General features: G+C 60.3%; 19 protein-coding genes. 11 read left to right on the top strand and 8 right to left on the bottom strand.

All coding sequences use genetic code 11. The features are described 5' to 3' along the window. Positions 1–88 precede the first annotated feature (88 nt). The 6 genes from chvE to araD all read left to right on the top strand — a co-directional run bounded on the left by chvE (position 89) and on the right by araD (position 8,423). A complete protein-coding gene (gene chvE / locus FHX05_RS05275; RefSeq protein ID WP_112334212.1) occupies positions 89–1,153 on the top strand; it encodes a multiple monosaccharide ABC transporter substrate-binding protein in 1,065 nt (354 codons plus the stop codon). A 104-nt stretch (positions 1,154–1,257) separates the two neighbouring features. Beyond that, positions 1,258–2,796 (top strand): multiple monosaccharide ABC transporter ATP-binding protein, encoded by a 1,539-nt coding sequence (gene mmsA / locus FHX05_RS05270; RefSeq protein ID WP_183870871.1) that lies wholly within the window; start codon positions 1,258–1,260, stop codon positions 2,794–2,796. Continuing rightward, positions 2,793–4,001, top strand: a complete 1,209-nt coding sequence (mmsB, locus tag FHX05_RS05265) for a multiple monosaccharide ABC transporter permease (protein WP_183870870.1) — start codon at positions 2,793–2,795, stop codon at positions 3,999–4,001. The genes mmsA and mmsB overlap by 4 nt, the downstream gene beginning before the upstream one ends. A 116-nt stretch (positions 4,002–4,117) precedes the next feature. Beyond that, positions 4,118–5,116 carry an AraD1 family protein gene (gene araD1, locus FHX05_RS05260; protein WP_183870869.1) on the top strand — a complete coding sequence of 333 codons (999 nt, stop codon included), beginning with the start codon at positions 4,118–4,120 and terminating at the stop codon, positions 5,114–5,116. Positions 5,117–5,181: 65 nt separating this feature from the next. Further along, positions 5,182–6,615 carry an aldehyde dehydrogenase family protein gene (locus tag FHX05_RS05255; RefSeq protein WP_112604662.1) on the top strand — a complete coding sequence of 478 codons (1,434 nt, stop codon included), beginning with the start codon at positions 5,182–5,184 and terminating at the stop codon, positions 6,613–6,615. Between the two features lie 62 nt (positions 6,616–6,677). Then, positions 6,678–8,423, top strand: coding sequence for an L-arabinonate dehydratase (gene araD / locus FHX05_RS05250; protein ID WP_112411546.1), 1,746 nt, complete (start codon positions 6,678–6,680; stop codon positions 8,421–8,423). Positions 8,424–8,488: 65 nt separating this feature from the next. Here araD and FHX05_RS05245 read toward each other — a convergent pair whose 3' ends face one another. From FHX05_RS05245 to FHX05_RS05235, 3 genes are read right to left on the bottom strand one after another with little or no spacing between them, the layout of a single operon-like run. Continuing rightward, positions 8,489–9,313 carry a transglutaminase family protein gene (locus FHX05_RS05245; RefSeq protein ID WP_183870868.1) on the bottom strand — a complete coding sequence of 275 codons (825 nt, stop codon included), beginning with the start codon at positions 9,311–9,313 and terminating at the stop codon, positions 8,489–8,491. Positions 9,314–9,325: 12 nt separating this feature from the next. Then, positions 9,326–10,267 carry an alpha-E domain-containing protein gene (locus tag FHX05_RS05240; protein WP_183709339.1) on the bottom strand — a complete coding sequence of 314 codons (942 nt, stop codon included), beginning with the start codon at positions 10,265–10,267 and terminating at the stop codon, positions 9,326–9,328. A gap of 6 nt (positions 10,268–10,273) precedes the next feature. Next, the gene (locus FHX05_RS05235; protein ID WP_183870867.1) at positions 10,274–11,683 is read right to left on the bottom strand and encodes a circularly permuted type 2 ATP-grasp protein; all 1,410 of its coding nucleotides are present in this window, start codon (positions 11,681–11,683) and stop codon (positions 10,274–10,276) included. A gap of 398 nt (positions 11,684–12,081) precedes the next feature. Here FHX05_RS05235 and FHX05_RS05230 point away from each other — a divergent pair, with 398 nt between their 5' ends. Continuing rightward, positions 12,082–12,975, top strand: coding sequence for a DMT family transporter (locus FHX05_RS05230; RefSeq protein WP_183870866.1), 894 nt, complete (start codon positions 12,082–12,084; stop codon positions 12,973–12,975). Positions 12,976–13,026: 51 nt separating this feature from the next. Here the strand turns inward: FHX05_RS05230 and FHX05_RS05225 are convergent, their stop codons facing one another. From FHX05_RS05225 to FHX05_RS05215, 3 genes are all read right to left on the bottom strand, one after another. After that, positions 13,027–14,667 (bottom strand): DEAD/DEAH box helicase, encoded by a 1,641-nt coding sequence (locus FHX05_RS05225; RefSeq protein ID WP_183870865.1) that lies wholly within the window; start codon positions 14,665–14,667, stop codon positions 13,027–13,029. Between the two features lie 375 nt (positions 14,668–15,042). Further along, positions 15,043–15,357: a hypothetical protein gene (locus FHX05_RS05220; RefSeq protein ID WP_015340735.1), complete on the bottom strand. Its 315-nt coding sequence runs from the start codon at positions 15,355–15,357 to the stop codon at positions 15,043–15,045. Positions 15,358–15,503: 146 nt separating this feature from the next. Then, positions 15,504–17,090 carry a trimethylamine methyltransferase family protein gene (locus tag FHX05_RS05215; protein ID WP_112604676.1) on the bottom strand — a complete coding sequence of 529 codons (1,587 nt, stop codon included), beginning with the start codon at positions 17,088–17,090 and terminating at the stop codon, positions 15,504–15,506. Between the two features lie 217 nt (positions 17,091–17,307). Between FHX05_RS05215 and FHX05_RS05210 the strand changes: the two genes are divergently transcribed. Then, positions 17,308–20,121: a response regulator gene (locus tag FHX05_RS05210; RefSeq protein ID WP_183870864.1), complete on the top strand. Its 2,814-nt coding sequence runs from the start codon at positions 17,308–17,310 to the stop codon at positions 20,119–20,121. 68 nt (positions 20,122–20,189) lie between these two features. Here the strand turns inward: FHX05_RS05210 and FHX05_RS05205 are convergent, their stop codons facing one another. Next, entirely contained in the window at positions 20,190–21,017 is an 828-nt protein-coding gene (locus FHX05_RS05205; RefSeq protein WP_112604682.1) for an oxidoreductase, read from the bottom strand. An 82-nt stretch (positions 21,018–21,099) separates the two neighbouring features. Between FHX05_RS05205 and FHX05_RS05200 the strand changes: the two genes are divergently transcribed. Further along, positions 21,100–22,029, top strand: a complete 930-nt coding sequence (locus tag FHX05_RS05200; RefSeq protein ID WP_183871189.1) for an AraC family transcriptional regulator — start codon at positions 21,100–21,102, stop codon at positions 22,027–22,029. Positions 22,030–22,068: 39 nt separating this feature from the next. Here the strand turns inward: FHX05_RS05200 and mnmD are convergent, their stop codons facing one another. Beyond that, the gene (gene mnmD / locus FHX05_RS05195) at positions 22,069–22,803 is read right to left on the bottom strand and encodes a tRNA (5-methylaminomethyl-2-thiouridine)(34)-methyltransferase MnmD (protein ID WP_183870863.1); all 735 of its coding nucleotides are present in this window, start codon (positions 22,801–22,803) and stop codon (positions 22,069–22,071) included. Here mnmD and FHX05_RS05190 point away from each other — a divergent pair. Together FHX05_RS05190 and FHX05_RS05185 are read left to right on the top strand one after the other, a co-directional pair. Beyond that, entirely contained in the window at positions 22,802–23,986 is a 1,185-nt protein-coding gene (locus FHX05_RS05190; protein ID WP_183870862.1) for an FAD-binding oxidoreductase, read from the top strand. The genes mnmD and FHX05_RS05190 overlap by 2 nt on opposite strands. 103 nt (positions 23,987–24,089) lie before the next feature. Then, complete coding sequence (locus FHX05_RS05185) at positions 24,090–24,797, top strand: DUF1045 domain-containing protein (protein WP_183870861.1); 708 nt, start codon at positions 24,090–24,092, stop codon at positions 24,795–24,797. The last annotated feature ends 5 nt before the right edge of the window (positions 24,798–24,802 follow it).

Below are 24,802 nucleotides of genomic sequence, written 5' to 3'. Positions count from 1 at the left end.
TAGAAGTAAATCATTCCATCTACGGAACCTGCCGCAGTTTCGGGCGGGCATTTTTTGTCCGCCGCATTTAACAACAAGGGAGAGAGTAATGAAATCCATTATCTCATTGATGGCCGGCGCTGCGTTCGGCGTCGCTACGCTGGTGGTACCTGCCTTCGCGGCGGATAAGGGCACGGTAGGCATCGCCATGCCGACCAAGGCTTCGGCGCGCTGGATCGATGACGGCAACAACATCGTCAAGCAGCTCCAGGCTGCTGGTTACGGCACCGACCTTCAGTATGGCGACGACGATATCCCGAACCAGCTCTCGCAGATCGAGAACATGGTCACCAAGGGCGATAAGGTCCTCGTCATCGCTTCGATCGACGGCACCACGCTGTCCGACGTCCTGCAGAAGGCTCACGATGCCGGCATCAAGGTCATCGCCTATGACCGCCTGATCCGCAACAGCGGCAACGTCGACTATTATGCGACGTTCGACAACTTCAAGGTCGGCGTTCTGCAGGCAAACTCGATCGTTGACGCCCTCGGCCTCAAGGACGGCAAGGGCCCGTTCAACATCGAGCTGTTCGGCGGTTCTCCGGACGACAACAACGCCTTCTTCTTCTATGATGGCGCAATGTCGGTCCTGAAGCCCTACATCGACAGCGGCAAGCTGGTCGTAAAGTCCGGCCAGATGGGCATGGATAAGGTCGGTACGCTGCGTTGGGATCCGGCAACGGCCCAGGCCCGCATGGACAACCTGCTGTCGGCCTACTACACCGACAGCCACGTCGACGCCGTCCTGTCTCCGTATGATGGCCTGTCGATCGGCATCCTCTCCGCGCTCAAGGGCGTCGGCTACGGTTCCGGCGGCGTGAAGCTCCCGATCGTTACCGGTCAGGACTCCGAAATCCCGTCGGTGAAGTCGATCATCGCTGGCGAGCAGCACTCGACGATCTTCAAGGACACCCGTGACCTCGCAAAGGTCACAGTCGGCATGGTCAACGCGCTGATGGAAGGCAAGACGCCCGAAGTCAACGACACGAAGACCTACGACAACGGTGTCAAGGTTGTTCCGTCCTACCTGCTGACCCCGGTCGCAGTCGACAAGACCAACTACGAGAAGGTTCTCGTCGAGGGCGGTTACTACAAGGCTGATCAGCTGAAGTAGTCTTCCGACATAGCGGTCAGGGCTCGCTCAATGCGAGCCCTGGCTTTGATATTTAAGACGATCGCGCGGTCTGCTATGTTTGATCGCGGCGTTGGATACGGACAATGGACAATACCATTCTCGAAATGCGGAACATAACCAAGTCGTTCCCCGGTGTGAACGCCTTGGAAAATGTGAATTTGAAAGTCCGTCAGGGCGAGATTCATGCTTTGGTCGGTGAAAACGGAGCCGGCAAATCCACCCTCATGAAAGTGCTGTCGGGTGTCTATCCGGCCGGCACGTACGACGGCGATATCTATTACGATGGCGCGGTCCGTCAGTTCAAGACCATCAGAGATTCCGAAGATATCGGCATCATCATCATTCACCAGGAGCTGGCGCTCGTTCCGCTTCTGTCGATCGCTGAAAATATCTTCCTCGGCAATGAAGTTGTCGCCAATGGCATGATCAATTGGCAGGAAACCTTCAGCCGGACCAAGCAGCTTCTTTCCAAGGTGGGCCTTAAGGAATCTCCGAATACGCTCGTGACCGACATCGGTGTCGGCAAGCAGCAGCTCGTCGAGATCGCTAAGGCTCTATCGAAGAGCGTCAAGCTACTCATTCTCGACGAGCCGACGGCATCGCTGAACGAAAACGATTCCGATGCGCTGCTCAATCTCCTCATGGAGTTCCGCAATCAAGGCATCACCTCGATCATCATCACGCACAAGCTCAACGAAGTGCGGAAGGTGGCCGACCAGATCACTGTGTTGCGCGACGGCATGACGGTGAAGGCGCTGGACTGTCATGAGGAAGAGATCAGCGAAGACATCATCATTCGCAACATGGTCGGCCGTGAGCTGGCGGATCGCTATCCGCCGCGCTCGGTGCCGATCGGCGAGACGATCTTCCAAGTGAAGAACTGGAATGCCTTCCACCAGCAGCATCGCGATCGTCAGGTGCTGCACGATATCAACATCAATGTGCGCAAGGGCGAGGTGGTCGGCATTGCCGGCCTGATGGGCGCAGGCCGCACCGAGTTCGCCATGAGCGTCTTCGGCAAGTCCTATGGCCACAAGATCAGCGGCGAAGTCTTCCTTGACGGCAAGCTGGTCGATACCAGCACGGTGCGCAAGGCGATCGATGTCGGTCTTGCCTATGTGACCGAGGACCGCAAGCAGCTTGGCCTGGTTCTGACCAACAGCATCCTGCACAACACGACGCTTGCCAATCTGCTTGGCGTTTCCAAGGCGACCGTCATTGATGACGTGCGGGAGCTGCAGGTGGCGACGAACTATCGTTCCAAGCTGCGCATCCGTTCGGCCGGCGTCTTCCAGGAAGCGGGCAATCTTTCCGGCGGCAACCAGCAGAAGGTGGTGCTGTCGAAATGGCTGTTCTCGGATCCGGAAGTGCTGATCCTCGATGAGCCGACGCGCGGTATCGACGTCGGCGCCAAATACGAAATCTATTCCATCATCAACCAGCTTGCCGCCGACGGAAAGGGCGTTCTGATGATTTCATCGGAAATGCCCGAGCTTCTCGGCACCTGCGACCGCATCTACGTCATGAACGAAGGTCGCATCGTCGCCGAACTGCCGAAGGCAGAGGCAAGCCAGGAGAGCATCATGCGCGCTATCATGCGCTCAGGGGAGAAACAACAATGAGTTCGGCCAACCCAGCCACAGAAAGCAGCCACGTGGTTTCCATCGGCGACCACATCCGCAACAACATCCGCGAATACGGCATGTTGATCGCGCTCGTGGTCATCATGTTGCTGTTCCAGTACCTGACGAACGGCGTTCTGTTCAGGCCGCAGAACCTGACCAACATCGTGCTGCAGAACTCGTTCATCGTCATCATGGCGCTCGGCATGCTGCTGGTCATCGTGGCCGGTCATATCGATCTTTCAGTCGGCTCCGTCGTCGGTTTCGTCGGGGCGGTCGCCGGTGTTCTTGTCGTGCAGATGCATATGAATCTCGCACTCGCGACGGTCATTTGTCTGCTGATGGGTGCCGCGGTCGGCGCCTGGCATGGGTATTTCATCGCCTATCACCGCATTCCGTCGTTCATCGTGACATTGTCGGGCATGCTGGTTTTCCGCGGCCTGACCTATACCATCATCAATACGACCGGCAACGGCAGCAGCATCGGTCCGTTCCCGCCGGCGTTCCAGATCGTCGCAACGGGCTTCATTCCGGATTTCGTCGATATGGGCGGTATCCATTCGACATCGATGTTGCTGACGGTCGCCATCCCGATCATCATGTTCTTCCTGTCATGGCGTCGCCGCAGTGTGAACGAGAAGCACGGTATCGATGTCGAGCCGTTCAGCTTCTTCGTCGGCCAGAATCTGGTGGTTGCCGCCGCCGCCATCTTTATCGGCTACCAGATCTCCTCCTACAGGGGCTTGCCGAACGTTCTGGTTCTCATGCTGCTTTTGATCGCGCTCTACAGCTTCGCCACACAGCGCACGACGATCGGCCGCCGCATCTATGCCATGGGCGGCAATGAGAAGGCGACGAAGCTTTCGGGTATCGATACCCGCCGCCTGACCTTCTACACCTTCATCAACATGGGTATCCTGGCGAGCATCGCCGGCATCATCATCGCGACGCGCCTGAATTCGGCAACCGCAAAAGGCGGTGACGGCCTCGAACTCGACGTCATCGCGGCCTGCTTCATCGGCGGCGCTTCGGCCTCCGGCGGCGTCGGCAAGGTAACGGGTGCCGTCATCGGCGCCTTGATCATGGGTGTCTTGAACCAGGGTATGTCAATCCTCGGCTACCAGACGGACTCCCAGAAGATGATCAAGGGTGCGGTGCTGCTCGCTGCCGTGTTCATCGACGTCTACAACAAGAACAAGGGTTGATCGTCTAGCGATCAACTTAGCTTTTAAAACCAAATCCATGACAGAGTCCGGCTCTCGCTGAGAGCCGGAACGGTAGAACGCATCCGATCTCTGTCTGTTAGGAAAGGATGAAAGACATGCTCATCTCGCAGATCAAGGGTTCGAACGGCGAGATCGTCGTTGCGGTCCGCAATGGACCCGGCGAAGCTGCCAAGGCCGTCGTCAATGGCGGCAGCGTCTACAAGCTTGCGATCGAAGCCGCCGATAGCGGCAAGTCGCTGGCATCGGTCATCGAGGCCCATGGTCTCGGCGAGTCAATCGATCTCGAAAAAGCCTATGCCGAAGGCCGCTTCCTGCCGCCGATCACGCATCCCGACGCAGCTCATCTGCACCTGACAGGCACCGGCCTGACGCATCTTGGCTCCGCTGCCACGCGCGATTCCATGCACAAGAAGACGACGGAAGCTGCCGAGGAGACGCTGACCGACTCCATGAAGATGTTCAAGATGGGCATCGAGGGCGGCAAGCCGAAGGCGGGCGAGAAGGGCGTACAGCCAGAGTGGTTCTACAAGGGCAATGGCTACGGCGCTGCGGCCCCGGGTGCGGCACTCGTGTCTCCATCCTTCGCGCTCGACGGTGGCGAAGAGCCCGAAATGGCCGGTGTCTACGTCATTGCCAAGGATGGCACGCCGTTCCGTATCGGCTTTGCACTCTCGAACGAATTTTCCGATCACGTCACCGAGCGGATCAACTATCTCTATCTCGCCCATTCCAAGCTCCGTCCGGCAAGCTTCGGCCCGGAAATCCGCGTTGGTGTGGCGCCGGAAGATATTCGCGGCACGTCGCGCATCAAGCGCGGCGACAAGGTAATCTTCGAAAAGCCGTTCCTATCGGGCGAAGCGAACATGTCGCACACCTTTGCGAACCTTGAATATCACCACTTCAAGTACGGTATCTTCCGTGTTCCCGGCGATGTGCATGTGCACATGTTCGGCACGGCGACGCTTTCCTTCGCGGAAGGCATCAAGCCCGAAGTCGGCGACGTCTTTGAAATCGAGGTTGGCGAATTCGGCCTGCCGCTGCGCAATCCGCTGGCGATCGATGCCGAGGAAGAAGTGGCTGTTCGCCAGCTGTAATGCATCGAGCCCGGCCGCAAGGGATCGGCCGGGATTTCCAATACGATCCAGGAAGGCATGACGCCATGACCATTCATCAGAACTTGATCGCCGGGGAGTGGACGGGGACGAACGGCACCGAGAACATCAACCCGTCGGATACGAACGAGGTCGTCGGCCTCTATGCGAGCGCAAGCGCGCAGGATGTCACGGATGCGATCGCTGCCGCCAAGGCCGCTTTTCCAGCATGGTCGCGTTCTGGTATTCTGGAGCGCCACACGATCCTGAAGAAGGCCGGCGACGAGATCCTGGCACGCAAGGATGAACTCGGCGCGCTGCTCGCCCGCGAAGAGGGCAAGACGCTGCCGGAAGCGATCGGTGAGACCATCCGCGCCGCGCAGATCTTCGAATTCTTCGCCGGCGAGGCGCTGCGCCTGGCAGGCGAGGTGCTTCCTTCCGTGCGCCCGAACATCGGCGTCGAGATCACCCGCGAGCCGCTCGGCGTCATCGGCGTTATCACCCCCTGGAACTTCCCGATCGCCATTCCTGCATGGAAGATCGCGCCGGCGCTCTGCTACGGCAACACCATCGTCTTCAAACCGGCCGATCTCGTGCCCGGCTGCTCGTGGGCAATCGTTGATATTCTGAACCGCGCCGGTCTGCCGAAGGGTGTGTTGAACCTCGTCATGGGCAAGGGCTCGGTCGTCGGTCAAGCTATGCTCGACAGCCCGGTTCTTTCGGGTATCACCTTCACCGGCTCGGTCGGCACCGGCAAGCGCGTCGCGCTTTCCTCCGTCGAGCACGGTCGTAAGTACCAGCTCGAAATGGGCGGCAAGAACCCGATGGTCGTGCTTGACGATGCTGATCTGACGGTCGCCGTCGAAGCGGCTGCCAATTCCGCCTTCTTCTCGACCGGCCAGCGCTGCACAGCCTCGTCGCGCCTGATCGTCACCGAAGGCATTCACGACAGGTTCGTGGCGGCGCTGACGGAAAAGCTGAAGACGCTCAACGTCGACAATGCCATGAAGTCCGGCACGCATATCGGCCCCGTCGTCGATGCCAAGCAGCTGAAGACGGATACGGATTATATCGAGATTGGGAAACAGGAAGGCGCCAAGCTTGCCTTCGGCGGCGAACTCGTCAGCCGCGACACACCCGGCTTCTATCTGCAGCCGACGCTGTTCACCGAAGCGACGAACCTGATGCGCATCAGCCGCGAAGAGATCTTCGGCCCGGTTGCTTCCGTCATCCGCGTCAAGGATTACGAAGAAGCTTTGGCAACAGCCAACGACACGCCGTTCGGCCTGTCCTCGGGCATTGCCACGACGAGCCTGAAGCATGCGACGCATTTCAAGCGCAATGCGGAAGCGGGTATGGTGATGGTCAACCTACCGACGGCCGGCGTCGACTTCCACGTGCCGTTCGGCGGCCGCAAGGGCTCGTCCTTCGGTCCGCGCGAGCAGGGCAAATATGCCGCTGAATTCTTCACCACCGTCAAGACGGCTTACACGCTCGCCTGATCATCGATTTCAAAGTCCAGGCGCGAACGAGGCGGCCTGGGCGACGCAAAGGGTACTGAGACATGAAAAAGAAAGCTGAATGGCCGCGCAAGCTGCGCTCCTACGATTGGTTCGGCGGCACCGGCAAGAATGCGATCATGCATCGCTCCTGGATGAAGAACCAGGGCCTGCCGGCCGATACGTTCGACGGACGTCCGATCATCGGCATCTGTAACACCTGGTCGGAACTGACGCCCTGCAACGCGCATCTGCGCGATCTTGCAGAGCGTGTGAAGCGCGGTGTCTACGAGGCGGGCGGTTTCCCCGTGGAATTCCCGGTCTTCTCCGTCGGCGAAAGCACGCTGCGCCCGACGGCCATGATGTTCCGCAACCTCGCTGCCATGGACGTCGAAGAAGCGATCCGCGGCAATCCGGTCGATGGCGTCGTGCTGCTCGGCGGCTGCGACAAGACCACGCCGAGCCTGCTGATGGGCGCCGCTTCCGTCGACATTCCGGTCATCCTCGTTTCCGGCGGCCCGATGCTGAACGGCAAGTGGCGCGGCAAGGATGTCGGCTCCGGCACGGCAATCTGGCAGTTCTCGGAAATGGTTAAATCCGGCGAGATGTCGCTGGATGAATTCATGGATGCGGAACAGGGCATGGCTCGCTCGGCCGGTAGCTGCATGACGATGGGTACGGCCTCCACCATGGCGTCTATGGCCGAAGCGCTCGGCATGACCTTGCCCGGCAATGCCGCCATTCCGGCTGTCGATGCGCGCCGTCGTGTTATCTCGCAACTGTCAGGCCGCCGCATCGTCGACATGGTCAAGGAAGACCTGAAACCATCGGACATTCTGACCAAGGAAGCATTCGAGAACGCGATCCGCGTCAACGGCGCCGTCGGCGGCTCGACCAACGCCGTTCTGCACCTCCTCGCGCTCGCGGGCCGCATCGGCGTCGACCTGTCGCTTGACGATTGGGATCGTCTGGGCCGCGAAGTGCCGACCATCGTCAACCTGCAGCCTTCGGGCAAGCACCTGATGGAAGAGTTCTACTATGCCGGCGGTCTGCCTGTCGTCATCAAGGCTGTCGGCGAAATGGGCCTGCTCCACAAGGACGCCATCACCGTGACGGGCGACACGATCTGGGCGGGCGTCAAGGATGTCGTCAACTACAATGACGACGTTATCGTCCCGCGCGAAAAGGCGCTGACGCAGTCGGGCGGCATCGCTGTCCTGCGCGGCAATCTCGCGCCGAAGGGTGCCGTCTTGAAGCCATCGGCCGCTTCGCCGCATCTGATGCAGCACAAGGGCCGCGCGGTCGTTTTCGAAAGCATCGAGGACTATCACGCCCGCATCAACCGTGACGATCTCGACATCGACGAGAACTGCATCATGGTGCTGAAGTATTGCGGTCCGAAGGGTTATCCGGGCATGGCCGAAGTCGGCAACATGGGCCTGCCGCCGAAGGTGCTGAAGAAGGGCATCACCGACATGATCCGCATTTCCGATGCGCGCATGTCCGGCACGGCCTACGGCACCGTCATCCTGCACACGGCTCCGGAAGCTGCCGATGGCGGCCCGCTGGCGCTGGTGCAGAACGGTGACATCATCGCCGTCGACGTTCCCGCCCGTACCATCCAGCTTGAGGTTTCGGATGAGGAACTGGCAAAGCGCCGCGCTGCGTGGGTTTCCCCGGTCAAGCCGCTCACCGGCGGCTACGGCGGTCTCTATGTGAAGTCGGTCATGCAGGCCGACACCGGCGCCGACCTGGACTTCCTCGTCGGCCCGCGCGGCTCGGAAATCCCGAACAATCGCGACAGCCACTAAGATTTGTGTTTTGAATTAAGAAAGGGGGCGGGGCGAAAGCTCCGCCCTTTTTCTTCTGTGAGCCGCTAACTCTGGCTCTGGCTTTGACTCTGCCCTTGGGTCGCGACTGTTACCTTGACCATAAGGGTTTCGCCCGGCGTGCCGATGCGCATGCCGGACACGGGAGCGGCGTCGCGATAGCAGAGGCCGGTCGCGATGCGGACATAGCGGGCGTCGGGGCAGACGTCGTTGGCCGGATCGAAGCCGACCCAGCCGAGGCCGGCAATATGCGCCTCTGCCCAGGCATGGGTAGCAGCCTGCTCGTTCTTGCCTTCCATCATCAGGTAGCCGGAGACGTAACGGGCAGGGATCTGCAATGCACGGGCGCCGGCTAGAAAGATGTGCGCATGGTCCTGGCAGACGCCGCTCTTTGCCTCCAGTGCCTGTTCCGCCGTTGTCTCCGTATTGCTGGTGCCTGGCTTGTATTCCACGGTCTCGTGGATCGCTGTCATCAGCGCATGCATCTTGCCGAGTTCGTTGTCGCCTGAAACGCTGCGCAGCAGTTCCTTCGTCAGCTTACCCGCCTTGGTGCGCGGCGATTCCCGCAGGAAGAGCCAGAGCGGGCTGAAGCCCTGATGCGGCCCGACAACGCCGTTGAGGTCCTGCGTCTCGACTTCGCCTGAGGCAATGATCTTCGTTGCGTCCTGCTGCCCGTCGAGGGAAACCAGCGTGGCGCGATTGCCGAACTGGTCGTCATATTCCACTTCCGGCTTGGCGCCTTCGACCGAGAGCTTCCAGTCGATAACTGTTTGTCCCACGCCCGTCAGCGGCGTCAGGTGAAGCCGTTGCAGGGAAAACTGCGCCGGCTCGTCGTAGCGATATTCCGTGATATGGCTGATCGTCAGTCTCATGATATCGCCCGCCTATTCGTAGAACCGGTAGCCGTCGGAGATCTCGGCGCCCAGCTTGTTGTTCTGGGCTACGAAATCCTCGAGGAACTCATGCAGGCCCTGGTCCATGATGCGCTTGATCGTCAGCTTCTGCAGCGACTGGCGGATGGCCTCCGCGGTATCGTGCGCGGGTAGCCGTTTTTCATGTTCGGCGCTGAGATAGCCGATATTGCTGACGATCTTCTCATAGCAATAGGCAAGCGAGCGCGGCATTTGCCCGTTGAGGATCAGGAAGTCGGCAATGTTGGCCGGCTTATATTCGGGATCGTAAGCCCATTTATAGGCCCGGTGCGCGGAGACCGATCTGAGGATCGACTCCCATTGCGCATTGTCGAGCGAGGAGCCGACATGCGAGACGGATGGCAGCAGCACGTAATATTTGACATCGAGGATGCGGGCCGTGTTATCGGCGCGCTCGATGAAGGTGCCGATGCGGGCGAAATTATACAGTTCGTTGCGCAGCATCGAGCCGTGGAAGGCGCCGCGGATCAAGCCGGCGCGCCGCTTGATGACGTCGATCGTCTCCGGTAGCTCTGCCGTCTTCAGCTTCTTGCCGAGCAGCGACTTCAGCTCGATCCAGCATTCGTTGGTCGCTTCCCAGGTGTCGCGGGTCAGCGCAGTACGCACCATGCGGGCATTGTTGCGGCCATATTCGATGCAGGACATGACGCTCGATGGATTGGAGCGGTCGCGCATCAGATAATCGATCGCGTCGGTCCCGGTCAGCTTGTCGTGCACCTCATCGTAGGCTTCGCGCACTCCAGCGCTTTGCAGGACGCCGTCCCAATCATCATCGACGGCGTCGCTGCGCGTCAGCGACATGCGCTGACCGGCATCGACGAGACGGGCTATGTTTTCGGCGCGCTCGATGTAACGGAACATCCAGTAGAGGCCATTGGCGGTTCTTCCAAGCATGTCCGATCAGTCCTCCAGAACCCAGGTGTCTTTGGTGCCGCCGCCCTGGCTGGAATTGACGACCAGCGAGCCTTCCTTCAGCGCCACGCGGGTCAGGCCGCCGGGGATGATCCGTACCTTGTCGGAGACGAGCACATAGGGGCGCAGGTCGACATGCCGTGGCGCGATGCCCTTGTTGACCAGGATCGGTACGGTCGACAGCGACAGTGTCGGCTGGGCGATGTAGTTGTTCGGCCTGCTCTTCAGCTTTTCGGCAAATTCCGTCCGCTCCTTTTTCGAGGCGGTCGGTCCCACGAGCATGCCATAACCGCCGGAGCCGTGGACTTCCTTGACGACGAGATCAGCCAGGTTCTCCAGTACATATTTCAGGCTGTCTGGCTCCGAACAGCGCCATGTCGGCACGTTCTCGAGGATCGGCTTGCGGCCGGTGTAGAATTCGACGATTTCAGGCATGTAGGAGTAGATCGCCTTGTCGTCGGAAATGCCGGTGCCGGGCGCATTGGCGATGGTGATGTTGCCCGCGCGGTAGACGTCCATGATGCCGGGGATGCCGAGCGCGGACTCCGGACGGAAGGTGAGGGGATCGAGGAAATCGTCGTCGACGCGGCGGTAGAGCACGTCGATCGCCTCATAGCCACGCGTCGTGCGCATCTTCACCTTGCCGTCGATGACGCGCAGATCGGAGCCTTCCACCAGCTCCACGCCCATCATGTCGGCGAGGAAGGAATGCTCGTAATAGGCGGAGTTATAGATGCCCGGCGTCAGCACGGCGACGCGAGGCTTGCCCTTGCATCCGGGAGGGGCGAGCGATGCCAGGCTCTGGCGGAGCAGCAGCGGATAGTCCTCGACGCGCTGCACCTTGTTCTGGTGAAACAGTTCGGGGAACATCTGCATCATCGTTTCGCGGTTTTCCAGCATGTAGCTGACGCCGGAAGGCGTGCGGGCATTGTCCTCGAGCACATAGAATTGGTCTTCGCCGGTGCGCACGATGTCGGTGCCGACGATATGGGTGTAGACACCGCCCGGCGGACGAAAGCCGATCATTTCAGGCAGGAAGGCGTCGTTCTTTTCGATCAGCTCGCGCGGGATGCGGCCGGCGCGGATGATTTCCTGCTTGTGGTAGATGTCGTCGAGGAAGGCGTTGAGGGCGACGACCCGCTGTTCGATGCCCTGGGCGAGCTTGCGCCATTCGCGGCCTGATATGATGCGGGGGATGATGTCGAAGGGAATGAGCTTTTCGGAGGAATCTGCGTGTCCGTAGACCGCGAAGGTAATGCCCGTCTTCCGGAAGATGGTTTCCGCATCGCGGGATTTGGCAATGAGGTGGCCCCTGTCCTGGCCTGAGTACCACTCGAAGTATTTCTCGTAAGGCGCGCGCGGACTTTCATCCGCAGTAATCATTTCATCAAATGCCAAAGGTGCGGTCCCCGTGTTTTTACCCATTTGAATACAACGGTTTTTACAATGCAAGAACTATGCGCAGTTGCCATCGCGAATTTCTGAATATCGAAAAATGCCGGATTTACAGGCATTTAAGAGTAATGGCGCTGTTGCCTGCCGGCTCTTGTCGCAATGTTCGGATCAAAATTTAAGCATCTGCTTCTTTTGCGGACTGAGCGCCTGGGTAGTGGCTGAGGCTTCTGAAGCCAGGACGGTAGCTTGCCGGACGTGAAGAAAAATTGATTGCTGTGTTCAGCAGATCGATTTTGACCGCTCAACCGCCATCGGCTATCAGCCTTCAACCCCTCCGCGCGACACCCTGAGTTCGACCAGGATTCCGGCTCCGAAGCGCCAAATATATCGGTCCGATTTTCATGTCCCTCGATAAACTTGCGCCGGCGATTTTTGTCCTTCTCTGGTCCACCGGCTGGATCGTCGCAAAATATGCCTCGCAGCATGCAGGCCCCTTCACCTTCCTGATGATCCGCTACAGCCTGTCGGCGCTTGCCTTCGTGCTGCTTTGTTCGATTGTCGGCGCCCGGTGGCCGCGTGACTGGACGAGCGTGTTTCGCGCCATCTATTCTGGGATTTTTCTGCATGGCATCTATCTGGCGGGCCTTTGGTGGGCGATTGCCGAGGGCGTGCCGGCCGGCATTGCCGGCGTCATTGCGGCGCTGCAGCCGCTGATGACCGCCATGGCCGCACCGCTTCTCGTCGGTGAGCGGCTGGGGCCGATCCAGAAGGTCGGACTGCTGCTCGGCTTCCTCGGCATTGCCATCGCGATCTCGCCGAAACTTCTAGCGACGGACACGGCCAATCTCTGGCAATCGGCGGTGCCACTCGTCGTCAATCTGTTGGCTATGGTTTCTGTGACTTACGGTACGCTCTACCAGAAGCGGCACCTGCAGACCGGCGACCTCAGAACCATCGCGACCTTGCAATATGTCGGCGCGCTGATCGTCACCGTGCCGCTCGCCTTCATTTTCGAAGGCCTGCGCTTCGACGGCACACAGACGGCGATCCTGTCTCTGCTCTGGTCGGTCTTCGGCCTGTCCATGGGCGCCGTCGGTCTGCTTCTCTATCTCATCCGCCGCGGGCAGGTGTCGCGCGCCGCATCGCTCATCTACCTGATGCCGCCCGCTGTCGCCATCGAGGCGGCAATCGCCTTCGGCGAGCCACTGACACTGCCGATTATCGTTGGCACGGTGATTGTGGTGATCGGTGTTTACCTCACCAACCGGCGTCAGGTGGAAATCGTGCCGGAATAGATCTGCATCATTCCGAAAAAAAAGGGGGCCGGTGGGCCCCCTTGAACTTTGTCAAGCACGTTCGCGGCGCTGGCCGCCATTGCCTGGGCCACGACGCTTCATGCGGCCGTTGCCGCCATTGCGCTGCTCGCCCTGGGCGCCGCGCTCTCCGTTGTGGCGGCCTGCGGGACGGCCATGGGAATGGCGCTGGCCGCGATGTGCTCCGCCCTCATGCGCGGCACCGTTGCCGTTGGACTGGCCGTTGTGCTGCTTGCGAGCGGGACGGAAGTCCGAGGTCGAGGCGAGGTCGTTGTCGGGTTCCGGACGCGGCGTCGGTTCGTTGCGACGCTGGCCACGGAAATCGGCATTGCGATTGTTTTCTCGCTGCGGGCGATCGTTGCGCGGGCGGCGATCCTGGCGATCGCCAGCCTCACCACGAGCCTCGCCGCTTTCCTTGTCGAAGAACGGACGGCGGGCGGGACGAGCCGGGCGACCTTCGGCGCGACCCTGGCCTGCGCCACGGCCTTGGCCCTGACCCTGACCACCGCGACCCTTACCGCGAACGGGGCGACCGCGATCGGCGGGCGCTTCGCCACTGGCAACGGCGATTTCGATGCCCATCAGGCGCTCGATGTCGCGCAGCAGGCGGATTTCATCGGGCGCGCAGAAGGCGATGGCGATGCCGTCGCGACCAGCACGGGCGGTACGGCCGATGCGGTGAACGTAGGCGTCGGGCACTTCGGGTAGATCGAAGTTGTAGACATGGGAAACGCCGGGAATGTCGATGCCGCGGGCGGCGACGTCGGTTGCGACGAGAACGCGGACGTCACCATCACGGAAGCCCTTGAGCGCTCGCTCGCGCTGGCCCTGGCTCTTGTTGCCGTGAATGGAGGCAGCAGCGAAGCCGACGTGATCGAGGTGCTTCATCAGCTTCTCGGCGCCATGCTTGGTGCGCAGGAAGACGATGGCCCGGCCATCCGGATTGGCCGAGATCGTTTCCTTGAGGATTTCGGTCTTGTGGTTCTGGCCGGCAACGAAGTGGACATATTGCTCCACCTTGTCGGCCGCCTTGCCCGGAGGCGAGACTTCGACCTTGACCGGATTGGTCAGGTAGTCGGATGCGAGGTCAGCGATCGCCTTCGGCATGGTGGCCGAAAACAGCAGGGTCTGGCGCTTGGCCGGAACCATCTTGGCGATCTTGCGCAGGTCGTGGATGAAGCCGAGATCGAGCATCTGGTCGGCTTCGTCGAGGACGAGGTGGGTGACATGGCCGAGCGAGAGGGCGCGGCGGTTGATGAGATCGAGGAGGCGGCCAGGCGTTGCGACCAGAATATCGGTGCCGCGCTCGAGTTGAAGCTGCTGTTTGTTGATCGACGCGCCGCCGACCACGAGGTTGATCCGCAGCTGCGTCTTGCGCATGAAGAGACGGAGGTTGTCAGCGATCTGATTTACCAGTTCGCGGGTCGGAGCGAGGATCAGCGTGCGGACGGTGCGGTTGTCGGGACGCTTGGCTTCCTTCAGCAGCATCTCGATGATCGGCAGGCCGAAAGCGGCCGTCTTGCCGGTGCCGGTCTGGGCGAGGCCGATGAGATCACGGCCCTGGAGAACGAGCGGGATGGCCTGAGCCTGGATGGGCGTTGGCGTCGCAAAGTTGTTCTGCGACAGTGTATCGACGATCTGCTTGGAGAGACCAAGCGAGTGAAAATCGGTCAATTCAATACCTTTCGGGGCGCCAAAGCAAATAGGCCGGATCGCACCATGCGGTCCGGTCTGTCTCTGGCGTCAAGAACCCCGCGTGAAGTGGGAACTTGTAAGTTGGAAATAGCTTTCCCAGCGCATCGGCCGCAGCGCTTGGCGCGGCCTCATTCATAAAAGCGCTTTTGTCCTTCTCTTGCGTACAGATTGTCCCGCAGGGCACGCTCACGCGGCGGCCGGAAGGTGAAAGCTGAGGCGCATTTGGTCTTAAATGCGAGGAATGTCAAGAGGTGTAAGCGAAAGCTTTTCATCAGACGTACAAAAATGCCGCCGAAATCCGGCGGCATCCGAGATCCGATAAGGGCGATGCGCTCAATGCAGAGATTGCTGATCCTAGCGGCAAACCTCGACGCGATAAGGACGGCCCCAGCCATCGTGACGCCATGCCCAGTAGCAGCTGGGATAGGGGCGTACATACACGCGCTCGTAAACCGGGCCGTCGTAGTAGGCCGGATATGCTGGATAATATGCGGGGTAGGCGGGTCGCGCAGCCCCGGCTATCAAGGCGCCGCCCACAACACCGGCGGCAAGACCACCGAAGAAGGCGCCGCGGCCGGACGCGTTGGCGGAAGTGGCGGTTGCGGTGGCGGCGCTGCCAAGCGTCAGCGCGATCAAACCGGCCGTCGTTAATGTGCGAAGCACAGACATTGACATCCCTTTCCCAAAACACAGGCTGGCTCCTAGCCTAAGCCGAGTTTGACGTTGTGCAGGAAAGGGGGCGAAGTCGCGGCCAAAAAGAGGTTCGCGACATTAAATTTCGTCCATGATTTGAGGCGTAAAGCCTTTGTTTTCAATCAGAAATCTGTGGGAACGCCGCCCTCTGCCTTGCGCTTAGCGACAAAGGCATCGAGTTCCTCCTCGATTGCCGGATCGAGCGGGGGCCGTTCATAACGCTCGAGCGTTTCCTTATAGACGCGGTTGGCGTGATCGTAAGTCGTAGGGCTCCCGGCTTCCGTCCACGTCTCGTTGTTTCGCCAGTCCGACAGGATCGGAGAATAGAAGGCGGTTTCGTAGCGGGCAAGCGTGTGCGCCGTGCCGAAATAGTGGCCGCCGGGGCCGACATCGCGCACGGCATCCAGCGCCAGGGCGTCGGCACTGACATCGAGCGGCTTCAGGAATTCCGCGACCATCTGCAGCATGTCGACATCGAGGATGAATTTCTCGAAGGAGGCGGTCAGCCCGCCCTCGCTCCAGCCGGCCGCATGCAGCACGAAATTGCCGCCGCCCTGGGTCAATGCCCACAATGACAGCGCTGATTCGTAGGCGGCCTGCGCATCGAGCGTGTTCGAGGCGTTGGTGTTCGAAGTGCGGTAGGGGATGCCGTAGCGGCGGGCGAGCTGGCCGCCCGCGATGACCGCCTTCATATATTCCGGCGTGCCGAAGGCGGGTGCGCCTGTCTTCATGTCGACGTTCGAGGTGAAGCCGCCATACATGACTGGCGCGCCCTTGCGCACCATCTGCGTGAAGGCGAGACCGCAGAGCGCCTCGGCATTCTGCTGCACCAGCGCACCGGCGATGGTCACCGGCGCCATGGCGCCCGCAAGCGTGAACGGGGTGACTACCACCACCTGGCCGCGCGAGGACATTTCAATGATCCCCTGCAGCATCGGCCCGTCGAGACGCAGCGGCGAGGAGGAGTTGATGATGGTAAAGAGCGAGGGTTCGCGCTCCATCTGTTCCATGCTGATGCCGCGGCCGATGCGGGCGATCTCGATCGCGTCGAGATTGCGCTGCTGGCCGAGCGAATAGCAATGAAAGGCCTTGTCGGTAAGCTTCACGATGTCGGAAAGGCAATCGAGATGGCGCACCGAGGCATGGATATCGATGGGTTCGACCGGATAGCCGCCGGTCATATGGATGATATCGAAGGACTGTGCGAGCTTGATGAGCTTGCGGAAATCCTCCTGATTGCCGGCTCTTCTGCCGCCGTCGCGGTCGGCGACGAAGGGGGCGGAGGCAACCTGCGCGAAGACGAGATTGCGGCCGCCGATCTCTACGTTTCTCATTGGGTTGCGGGCATGCAGCGTGAAGTTCGAGGGGATCGAAGCGATCAGCTCCATGATCATGTTGCGGTCGAAACGAACGCGTTCCCTGCCGGGCGTAACGTCCGCGCCGGCAGCCTTCATGCGCTCGCGCGCTTCCGGCAGAATGATATCCATGCCGATCTCTTCGAGAATGGTCAGCGACGCCTCGTGGATATCGTCGAGCGCTTCGGGCGACAGCAGCTCCGTGCGAGCGAGATTGTTGACGAGGTTGAGGTATTTCGTGCCGCTCGGTTTGCGGCTGCGCTCGGCCCCGCGTCCTCCAGCCCGCCGCCGCCGTTCGCCCGTTGCCGTTGCGATCTGCGCTTCGTTCAAGGTCAGGCTTTCTTCGTCGCTCATGGCGCTCGCTCCCAATGATCCGTTGACGGATTCTTGGCAGAGTTTCCCCCGGTATGCCGCCGTCGTTTGCGACCAAGGCATGACCGTTATAGGACAGTGCATGGTCTGAACGCGACGTCGGTGCGATGGTTTAAACATGGTTAACGCCTTGTTAAAGCCAATTGTGCTAAAGCGTCGTTCCATGAACTATCATGCGCGGTGAAAAGAGAGGCTCCGTTTGACCTTGGACGGTGAACTGCTCGACATAGCGTGCCGCCGGATCGCCAGTCTGGACAGGCCCGCCTACATCAAGAACAGCGAGCTTCGTTACGTCGCCGTCAACGATGCCTATGCGCGGTTCTTCGGGCACGATATCTCCGATTTCATCGGCAGTCGCAGTCATGATCTTCTCGATGCCGGGGAGAGCGCCGACAGGGAAGATAGGGAGCGCCGTGCGCTGGTCTTCGGTTCGGAAGAGGTAGCGCTCTGCTTCGACGCATCTGGCCGTGAGCGATCGCGCATTCAGATCGAGAGTTTTTCTCCATCGGAAGACCGCGTCTATATTTTCGGTGTGTTTCTGGAAGCGCCTGCGAGGAGACTGCATCAGGATCTCGACAATATTCTTCGCTCGATGCCGATCGGTGTTCTGATCCATGACAGCGGCTACGTCGTCGAATACGTGAATGACGCCTTCTATGACATTTTCGAATTCTCGAAGGACGAGCGCTTCGAAGGCCGCCCCTATCGGGATCTCATCGCAAAACACTATGAGCTGGCGCGTTTCGATTCCGACGGCCGTAGCATCGACGACATTTATCAAGCGCGCCTGGCGGCACTGCGCAAGGCTGGCGAGCATCTGCAAACGGAAGTGAATTTTATCGACGGCAAATCCGTCATCATCGATGCGCGCCGCATCGCCAATGGGCGGACGCTGATGTCTTATACGGACATCTCCGCCGTCAAGCAGCAATTCCGTGAGATCACCGAAGCCCGGCTGGCGCTGGAACGCCTCGGCGAGCTGATGGCGGATGCCATGCAGGCCATGTCCCAAGGCCTACTGATCGTTCAGGACGGGACGATCATGCTGGCCAACGACCGGCTGAAGGATATGTTGAAGCTGCCAGCCGATCTCCTCGACGTCGGTAAAAACTGGTCTGCGGCCTTCGATTATTGCGCGCAACGCGGGGACTTCGGTGAGGATGCCGAGACTTTGCGGGCGTCCTGGGGGGAGAGCATTGCCGTCGGCAAGCCGATCTCCTGTGTATTCCAGATCAAAGGCGACCGCTGGATGCAACTGGACGCCGCTCTCGGCGAGCATCGCCGCTGGACCGTGGCGCTGACCGATGTCACCGAGATGAAGGAACGCGAGGCGGATTTGCAGCTGCTCCTGGCGCGCAGCAATGCCGCCGATCGCGCGAAATCCGAATTCCTGACCCATATGAGCCATGAAATCCGCACGCCGATGAACGGCGTTCTCGGCATGGCGGAACTGCTTGGCAAGACCGATCTCGATGCGAGGCAGAAGACCTTCGTCGATATCATCGTCAAGTCGGGCAATGCGCTGCTGACCATCATCAACGACATTCTCGATTTTTCCCGCATCGATACCGGCGAAATGCATCTGCGCAAGATGGCATTCGATCCCGCCGAGGCTGTCGAAGATATCGCGACCCTGTTGGCTGCGGCTGCATCGGAGAAGAATATCGAGCTGATGGTGCGCATCGCTCCCGGTGTGCCGGCGGCGATACTCGGCGATGCCGGTCGTTTTCGGCAGATCGTGACCAATCTCGTCGGCAATGCGATCAAGTTCACAGAGCGCGGTCATGTGCTGGTCGAGCTGGATAGCCAGCCCTCATCGGACGACAACATATTGCTCATGCTGCGTGTCGAAGATACCGGGATCGGCATACCGGAAGAAAAGCTCGATACGATCTTCGACAAATTTTCATTGGCGGATTCGTCTTTTGCGCGGCGGCTTGAGGGCTCGGGTCTTGGTCTCGCCATCACGGCCGGTCTCGTCGATCTGTTCGGCGGTTCGCTGTCGGTGGAGAGCGAATGGGGCAAGGGATCGGTTTTTACCGTCCATCTGCCGATGCCGCTGGTTGCCGCGCGCGGCAAAGTCGCGGAGCTGCCGGCCAATGTCAGGGATGCCCGCGTCCTGATCGTGGAAGACGACGTGATCCATCGGCGCATCTTGAGCGAACAGTTGCTGCAATGGGGTTTCGACGGGCATGTCGCCGAGGATGGCAGGACCGCGCTCGCCATTCTGGAAGCTGCCTTCGATATGGGCGTGTCGGTCGATGCGATCATCGTCGACTACAGCATGCCCGGCATGAATGGCTATCAGATCGCGAGCGCATTGCGCGCCGATCCGCGTTTTTGCGCTCTGCCGATCGTGTTCCTGACGTCGATGGGCGTCGCCGGTAGCGATAGGGAATTCGCCGCCGTCAACGGCCAGGCACATCTTATGAAGCCTGTGAGGGCCAATGTGCTGCGCGGCACGATCATCGATGTCGTGCGCGCGTCGCGGCGGAAGAAACTTGGAGAGCGATTAGGCCCCGTTGAACGTCGGCTACCGATAGAGACGGAAGCCGCAGCCGCGATCGAGGCCACCGATCGGATGACGTCGGCCAAGTCAGGCAATACCATCGACGTTCTCGTCGCCGAGGATAATGAGGTGAACCAGATCGTCTTCACGCAGATCCTGCAGGCGACCGGCCTGCGGTTTCTCGTCGTGGAGAATGGCCAGGCGGCCGTGGACGCATGGCGCCAGCTCCGGCCGTCGCTGATCCTCATGGATGTATCCATGCCGGTCATGAATGGTCATCAGGCGACCCGTACGATCCGGCAGCTCGAGACGCAGGCCGGGCAGGGATGGCATGTTCCCATCGTCGGGGTGACCGCGCAGGCCCTGGATGTCGATCGCATGATGTGCATGCAGTCGGGCATGGACGATTGCATATCCAAGCCGATCAGCCCCGAACTCCTTGAGACGAAGATCCAGCAATATCTCGGTGATATCGTTTTCCGGGAGGATCGGTCCAAGAACTAGGGTTCCGATCTTTAGACTTGAGCGCATGGCTGAATGCGGCCTTTGTGCAATCGCAACTGTCGCAGCCATCAGCCATCGGTGGAAACGGTAACGGCCTTCCAGGCTTCGATCTCCTGCTTGAGGCGCTCGATCCTATCAGTCACAAGTCCAAGAGCATCGCTGCCCAGCAGGAGTTGCGGTGGGGGCGTGTCGGACTCGATCAAGTCCAGAACGGCAGCCGCAAGCTTGTCGGGATCGCCGAGCTGCTTACCGCTTTTGGATTGCCGCGCCTGCCGAATCGGATCGAACAGCGCATCATAGTCCGCGATTGATCGCTCGGTCCGGACCATCGAGCGCCCGGCCCAGTCGGTCCGGAAGGAGCCGGGGCAAAGGGCGGTCACCCGAACGCCGAATGGTGCCATCTCCGCTCGCATGACCTCCGAGATGCCCTGAAGGGCGAACTTGCTTCCGCAATAATAGGCGATGCCGGGCATGGTGATCATGCCGCCCATGGAGGTGACGTTGACGATGAAGCCGCTGCGCCTTTCGCGGAAGCGCGGAAGGAAGGCCTTCGCGACCGCAACGGCACCGAAGACGTTCACGTCGAACTGGCGCCGCATCTCCTCAATGGGCGACTCTTCAAGAATTCCCTCGTGGCCGTAGCCGGCATTGTTGATTAGCACGTCTACCAATCCATGATCTTCCTCCGCCTGCCGAACGACATCCGCTATGCGGTCGAACTCCGTCACATCGCACAGGACGGGTCGTACTGCCGGCAAGCGTTCTGCCAGGGCTGCCCGCGACTGTTCCGAGCGGATGGTGCCGATAACCTTGTGGCCATTCCGGATCGCGGCGGCTGCAATTGCGAAGCCGAAGCCCGAATTCGCTCCGGTGATGAAAAAAGTCTTCTGTGACATGGTCGAAATCTCGTCTTGATTGCTTGATGCCTATGACAGATAATCTTCGAAATCATCGCCTGCGATTGCAAAAACTATGGATATCTTGCCAAATCCTATGAAACAGAGCGATGAGGGTTCAAAGCGCCGGGAGTTGGTAGAGCTGGCAGGCCGTCTTGCGCCCGGCCAGGGATACAATCCAACGGCGCTTGCCGGTGTCCGCATTCTCAGGACCGAAGCGATCCTTCATGATGTTCCCGTGCTCTACAAACCTGGCGCGGTCTTCGTCCTGCAGGGCCGAAAGCAGGGCATGCTTGAAGGCGAGGTCTATCTCTACGATGAGCAGCATTATCTGGCCGTGTCGGTGCCCGTTCCGTTCCGGATGGAATCGTCAGCCAGCGTCGAACGCCCTTTGCTTGCCGTTTATCTCGAGTTCGATATGCTTCTCGCTGCGGAGATCGCCTCGGACGTAGGGGCGAGACAGTCCGGAGCAGCGACCGGCAAAGTGAGAAGCCTGATATCGAGCAGAATGGAGCCGATGATCGAGGATGTCTTGCTGCGTTTGCTGCGGGCGCTCAGCGATCCTGTTGAGCTTGCGGTTCTGGGAACAGGCATCCTGCGTGAGCTGCACTACCGGGTTCTGGTCGGCCCGCAAGGCGGAGCGATGATCTCAGCTCTTCAGCAACAGGGCATTTCCGGGAAGATCGTGCGAAGTCTGACCCGATTGCGCGAAGCCTATAATTCCGAGATTTCGGTTGCCGCGCTGGCGCGTGAGGTGGGGATGAGCGTTTCCTCCTACCACGTCCATTTCAAAGCCCTGACGGGCAGCAGTCCGATGCAATATGTGAAGGCGATGCGGCTCCACGAGGCGCGGTTGATGATCGCGCGTCGGGACAAGACGATCGCGGAGGTGGCGGCATCGGTCGGCTATGCCAGTCCTGCTCAGTTCAGCCGAGACTTCAAACGGCACTTCCGGCGGACGGCCTCGGAAGAGGCCAAGTGGGTTCGCCAGCATCTTGGCGAGCTCATCTGAATCTCACGAGATGGTTGCCGCCTGGCCTGTACATCGGCCTCAGGCCGGCTTGATGCCGCAGAGCATTTCGCGCTTGCCGGCGAAGCCTTGGCGTCGTTCCACCACAAATCCTGCCGCCTGCAGGTTTCGTCGTACGAAGCCAGCCGCCGCATAGGTGGCGAAGGTGCCGTTCGAAACCGTCTTATCGTGAAGCGTCTGCATCAGTTCCGGCGACCACATGTCGGCATTGCGAGAGGGTGCGAAACCGTCGAGATACCAGGCGTCAAAACCCTGTTCGGCGCGGCTGACACCTTCGAGAGCCGGACCGCAGACGACGCTGAGGCGCGTATGCGCATCTAGCCTCAGTGACACGACACCCTGCGGCTTGTCCGGCCACGCGGCGGCAAGCGCCTGGCGCTCCCTGTCAATCTCGGGCCAGTGCGACAAGGCACGGTCGATTTCCTCGGCCTGCATCGGATAGAGTTCGAAGGACATGAAGTGCAGGTTCGAACCGGGGGCAGCTTTCTGCCGCCAATGGCGCCAGGTTTCGCAGAAATTCAGGCCGGTGCCGAAACCGAGTTCACCGATGAGAAAATCCTGCTGTCCCTGCCAGCGGTCGGGAAGGCCATTGCCGGCCAGGAAGACATGGCCGCATTCCAGCCGGCCGTCGGTCTGGCAATAAAAATGGTCGCCAAATGCGGTCGAATAGGGCATATCGCCGTCGCGCCATTCGAGCTCCGCGCTTGCTGCAGACGTTTCGGACGCCTTGGTCCGATCGGAAACTGGATTTGTCATGGAAAGAGCCGATAATCCTCCAAGAGTTGCTGGTCAATCGTCCGTCGATCTGTTGATTGTCGGTGGCGGGATCATGGGCCTGTGGGCGGCCGTTCATGCCGAGCGTCTTGGTATCCAAGTGCTGCTCGTCGAAGCTGGCCGTCTCGGGCAGGGGGCGAGCGGTGGCCTGCTTGGCGCGCTGATGCCGCACATGCCGGATAAATGGTCGGACAAGAAGCAGTTTCAGTTCGATGCGCTTGTCGCACTCGAGGAAGAGATCTCGATCCTGGAAGCGGAGACCGGTCTTTCGGCTGGCTATCGCCGCGCCGGCCGGTTGATTCCGCTGCCGAAGCCGCATCTTAGGCAGATCGCGCTTGGCCATTCCCATGATGCGAAAACGCATTGGCGGCATGGGGATCGGCAGTTTCACTGGCATGTGCTGGATGCGGCGCCCGTCGAAGGCTGGGTCGAGCCGTCCCTTGCCGAAAGCGGATTTGTCCACGATACGCTGGCGGCGCGCGTCGCGCCGCGCGCGTTTCTGGAGGTCCTGCGGAGGTTTCTCGCAGCGGCGCGACATGTTCGGCTTTGCGAGGGCGTTACCGTCGAGAATATCGATCCGGAGCGGGGCATTGCGCGTTCAAGCGATAGCGACATTCGCTTCGGCCGTTGCATCCTTTCTGCCGGCTTTCGCTCGTTTCCGATCCTTGATGAATTAACGGAGGGACGCAAAGCCTCGCTCGGCCAACCGGTCAAAGGGCAAGCGGCGATGCTGAAGGCTGATGTCGACGGCGACATGCCTGTTATCTTCCGCGATGGTCTCTACATCGTTCCGCATGAGAATGGATTGGTCGCGGTCGGCAGCACGAGCGAGAACCGATTTGACGATCCCTTATCGACGGACGGGCAGCTCGATAACTTGCTCAATGCGGCGCGCATCATGGCGCCGGTGCTGGCTGGCGCGGACGTCGTTGAGCGTTGGGCGGGCTTGCGCCCGAAGGCTGTGGATCGTGATCCGATGGTGGGTGCGCATCCCGATCATCCCTCGCTGATTGCCCTGACTGGTGGCTTCAAGGTGAGCTTTGGGCTGGCGCATAGGCTTGCGGAGGCGGCGGTGGGTGAGGCGGTGGGCGCACCCGGTTGCTTCAACTTGCCGCCGAGTTTCACTTTAGCGAGTCATATTTCAGTCATATCACATAAAACGTGAATTCAAGCCTCTTTCGGGTCGTCAATCTGTCACGCAAATCACCTATCTCCTTGGCGATCAGTGCCGGTTCGGTCTGCCTGACGTTACGCCCTGGAGGAATTTTATGCGGTATGCCATTTGCTTCACACCGTCTGCGAGCGATCCGCTGACGCTTGTGGCGGCGAATTGGCTCGGCCGCAACGTCTATTCCGGCGAGATGGTCGATCCGCCGGCGGTCCGTGGGCTTGGTATCCATGAGATCGCTTTCTACACCGCGGTTCCGCGCCGCTATGGCTTCATGGGAATTTTAAAGGCGCCGTTCCGGTTGGCCGAGGATATGTCCGAGGCGGGGCTGCTGCGCGATCTGATGCGGTTCTCCGGCACGGTCGCGCCCTTCGAAATCCCGAGGCTTGAGGTCGCGCGGCTCGGCGGCGCGCTGGGCCTCGTTCCCTCCGCTCCAAGCCAGCAGATGCATTTCCTGGCGGCATCGCTGGTGCAGACCTTCGATCAATACAGGGCTCCCTTGAGCGAAGCCGAAATAGAGCGCATCGATCCGGATGGCCTGTCGGCGACGCAATTTGCCAATCTGCATCGCTGGGGGCATCCGCACGTCATGGACGAGTTCCGCTTTCAGATGATGCTGACGGGTACGGTAAGCCCCGCCGACATGGCGCGCATCGAGCGTGCGCTGCGCGATTTCTTCGAGCCTGCCTTGGCTGCGTCCATCCCCGTTTCCAACATCGCGCTCATGATGGAAGAAGGCGCCGGTGGTCCCTTCCGAGTACACTCGCTGCATCCTATGGGAAAGGTCAGCGCCCGCAAGATCGCCTAGATTAG

Source organism: Rhizobium sp. BK491, assembly GCF_014194925.1.
Lineage (GTDB): Bacteria > Pseudomonadota > Alphaproteobacteria > Rhizobiales > Rhizobiaceae > Rhizobium.
This window is presented reverse-complemented; position numbering and strand designations above follow the sequence as displayed.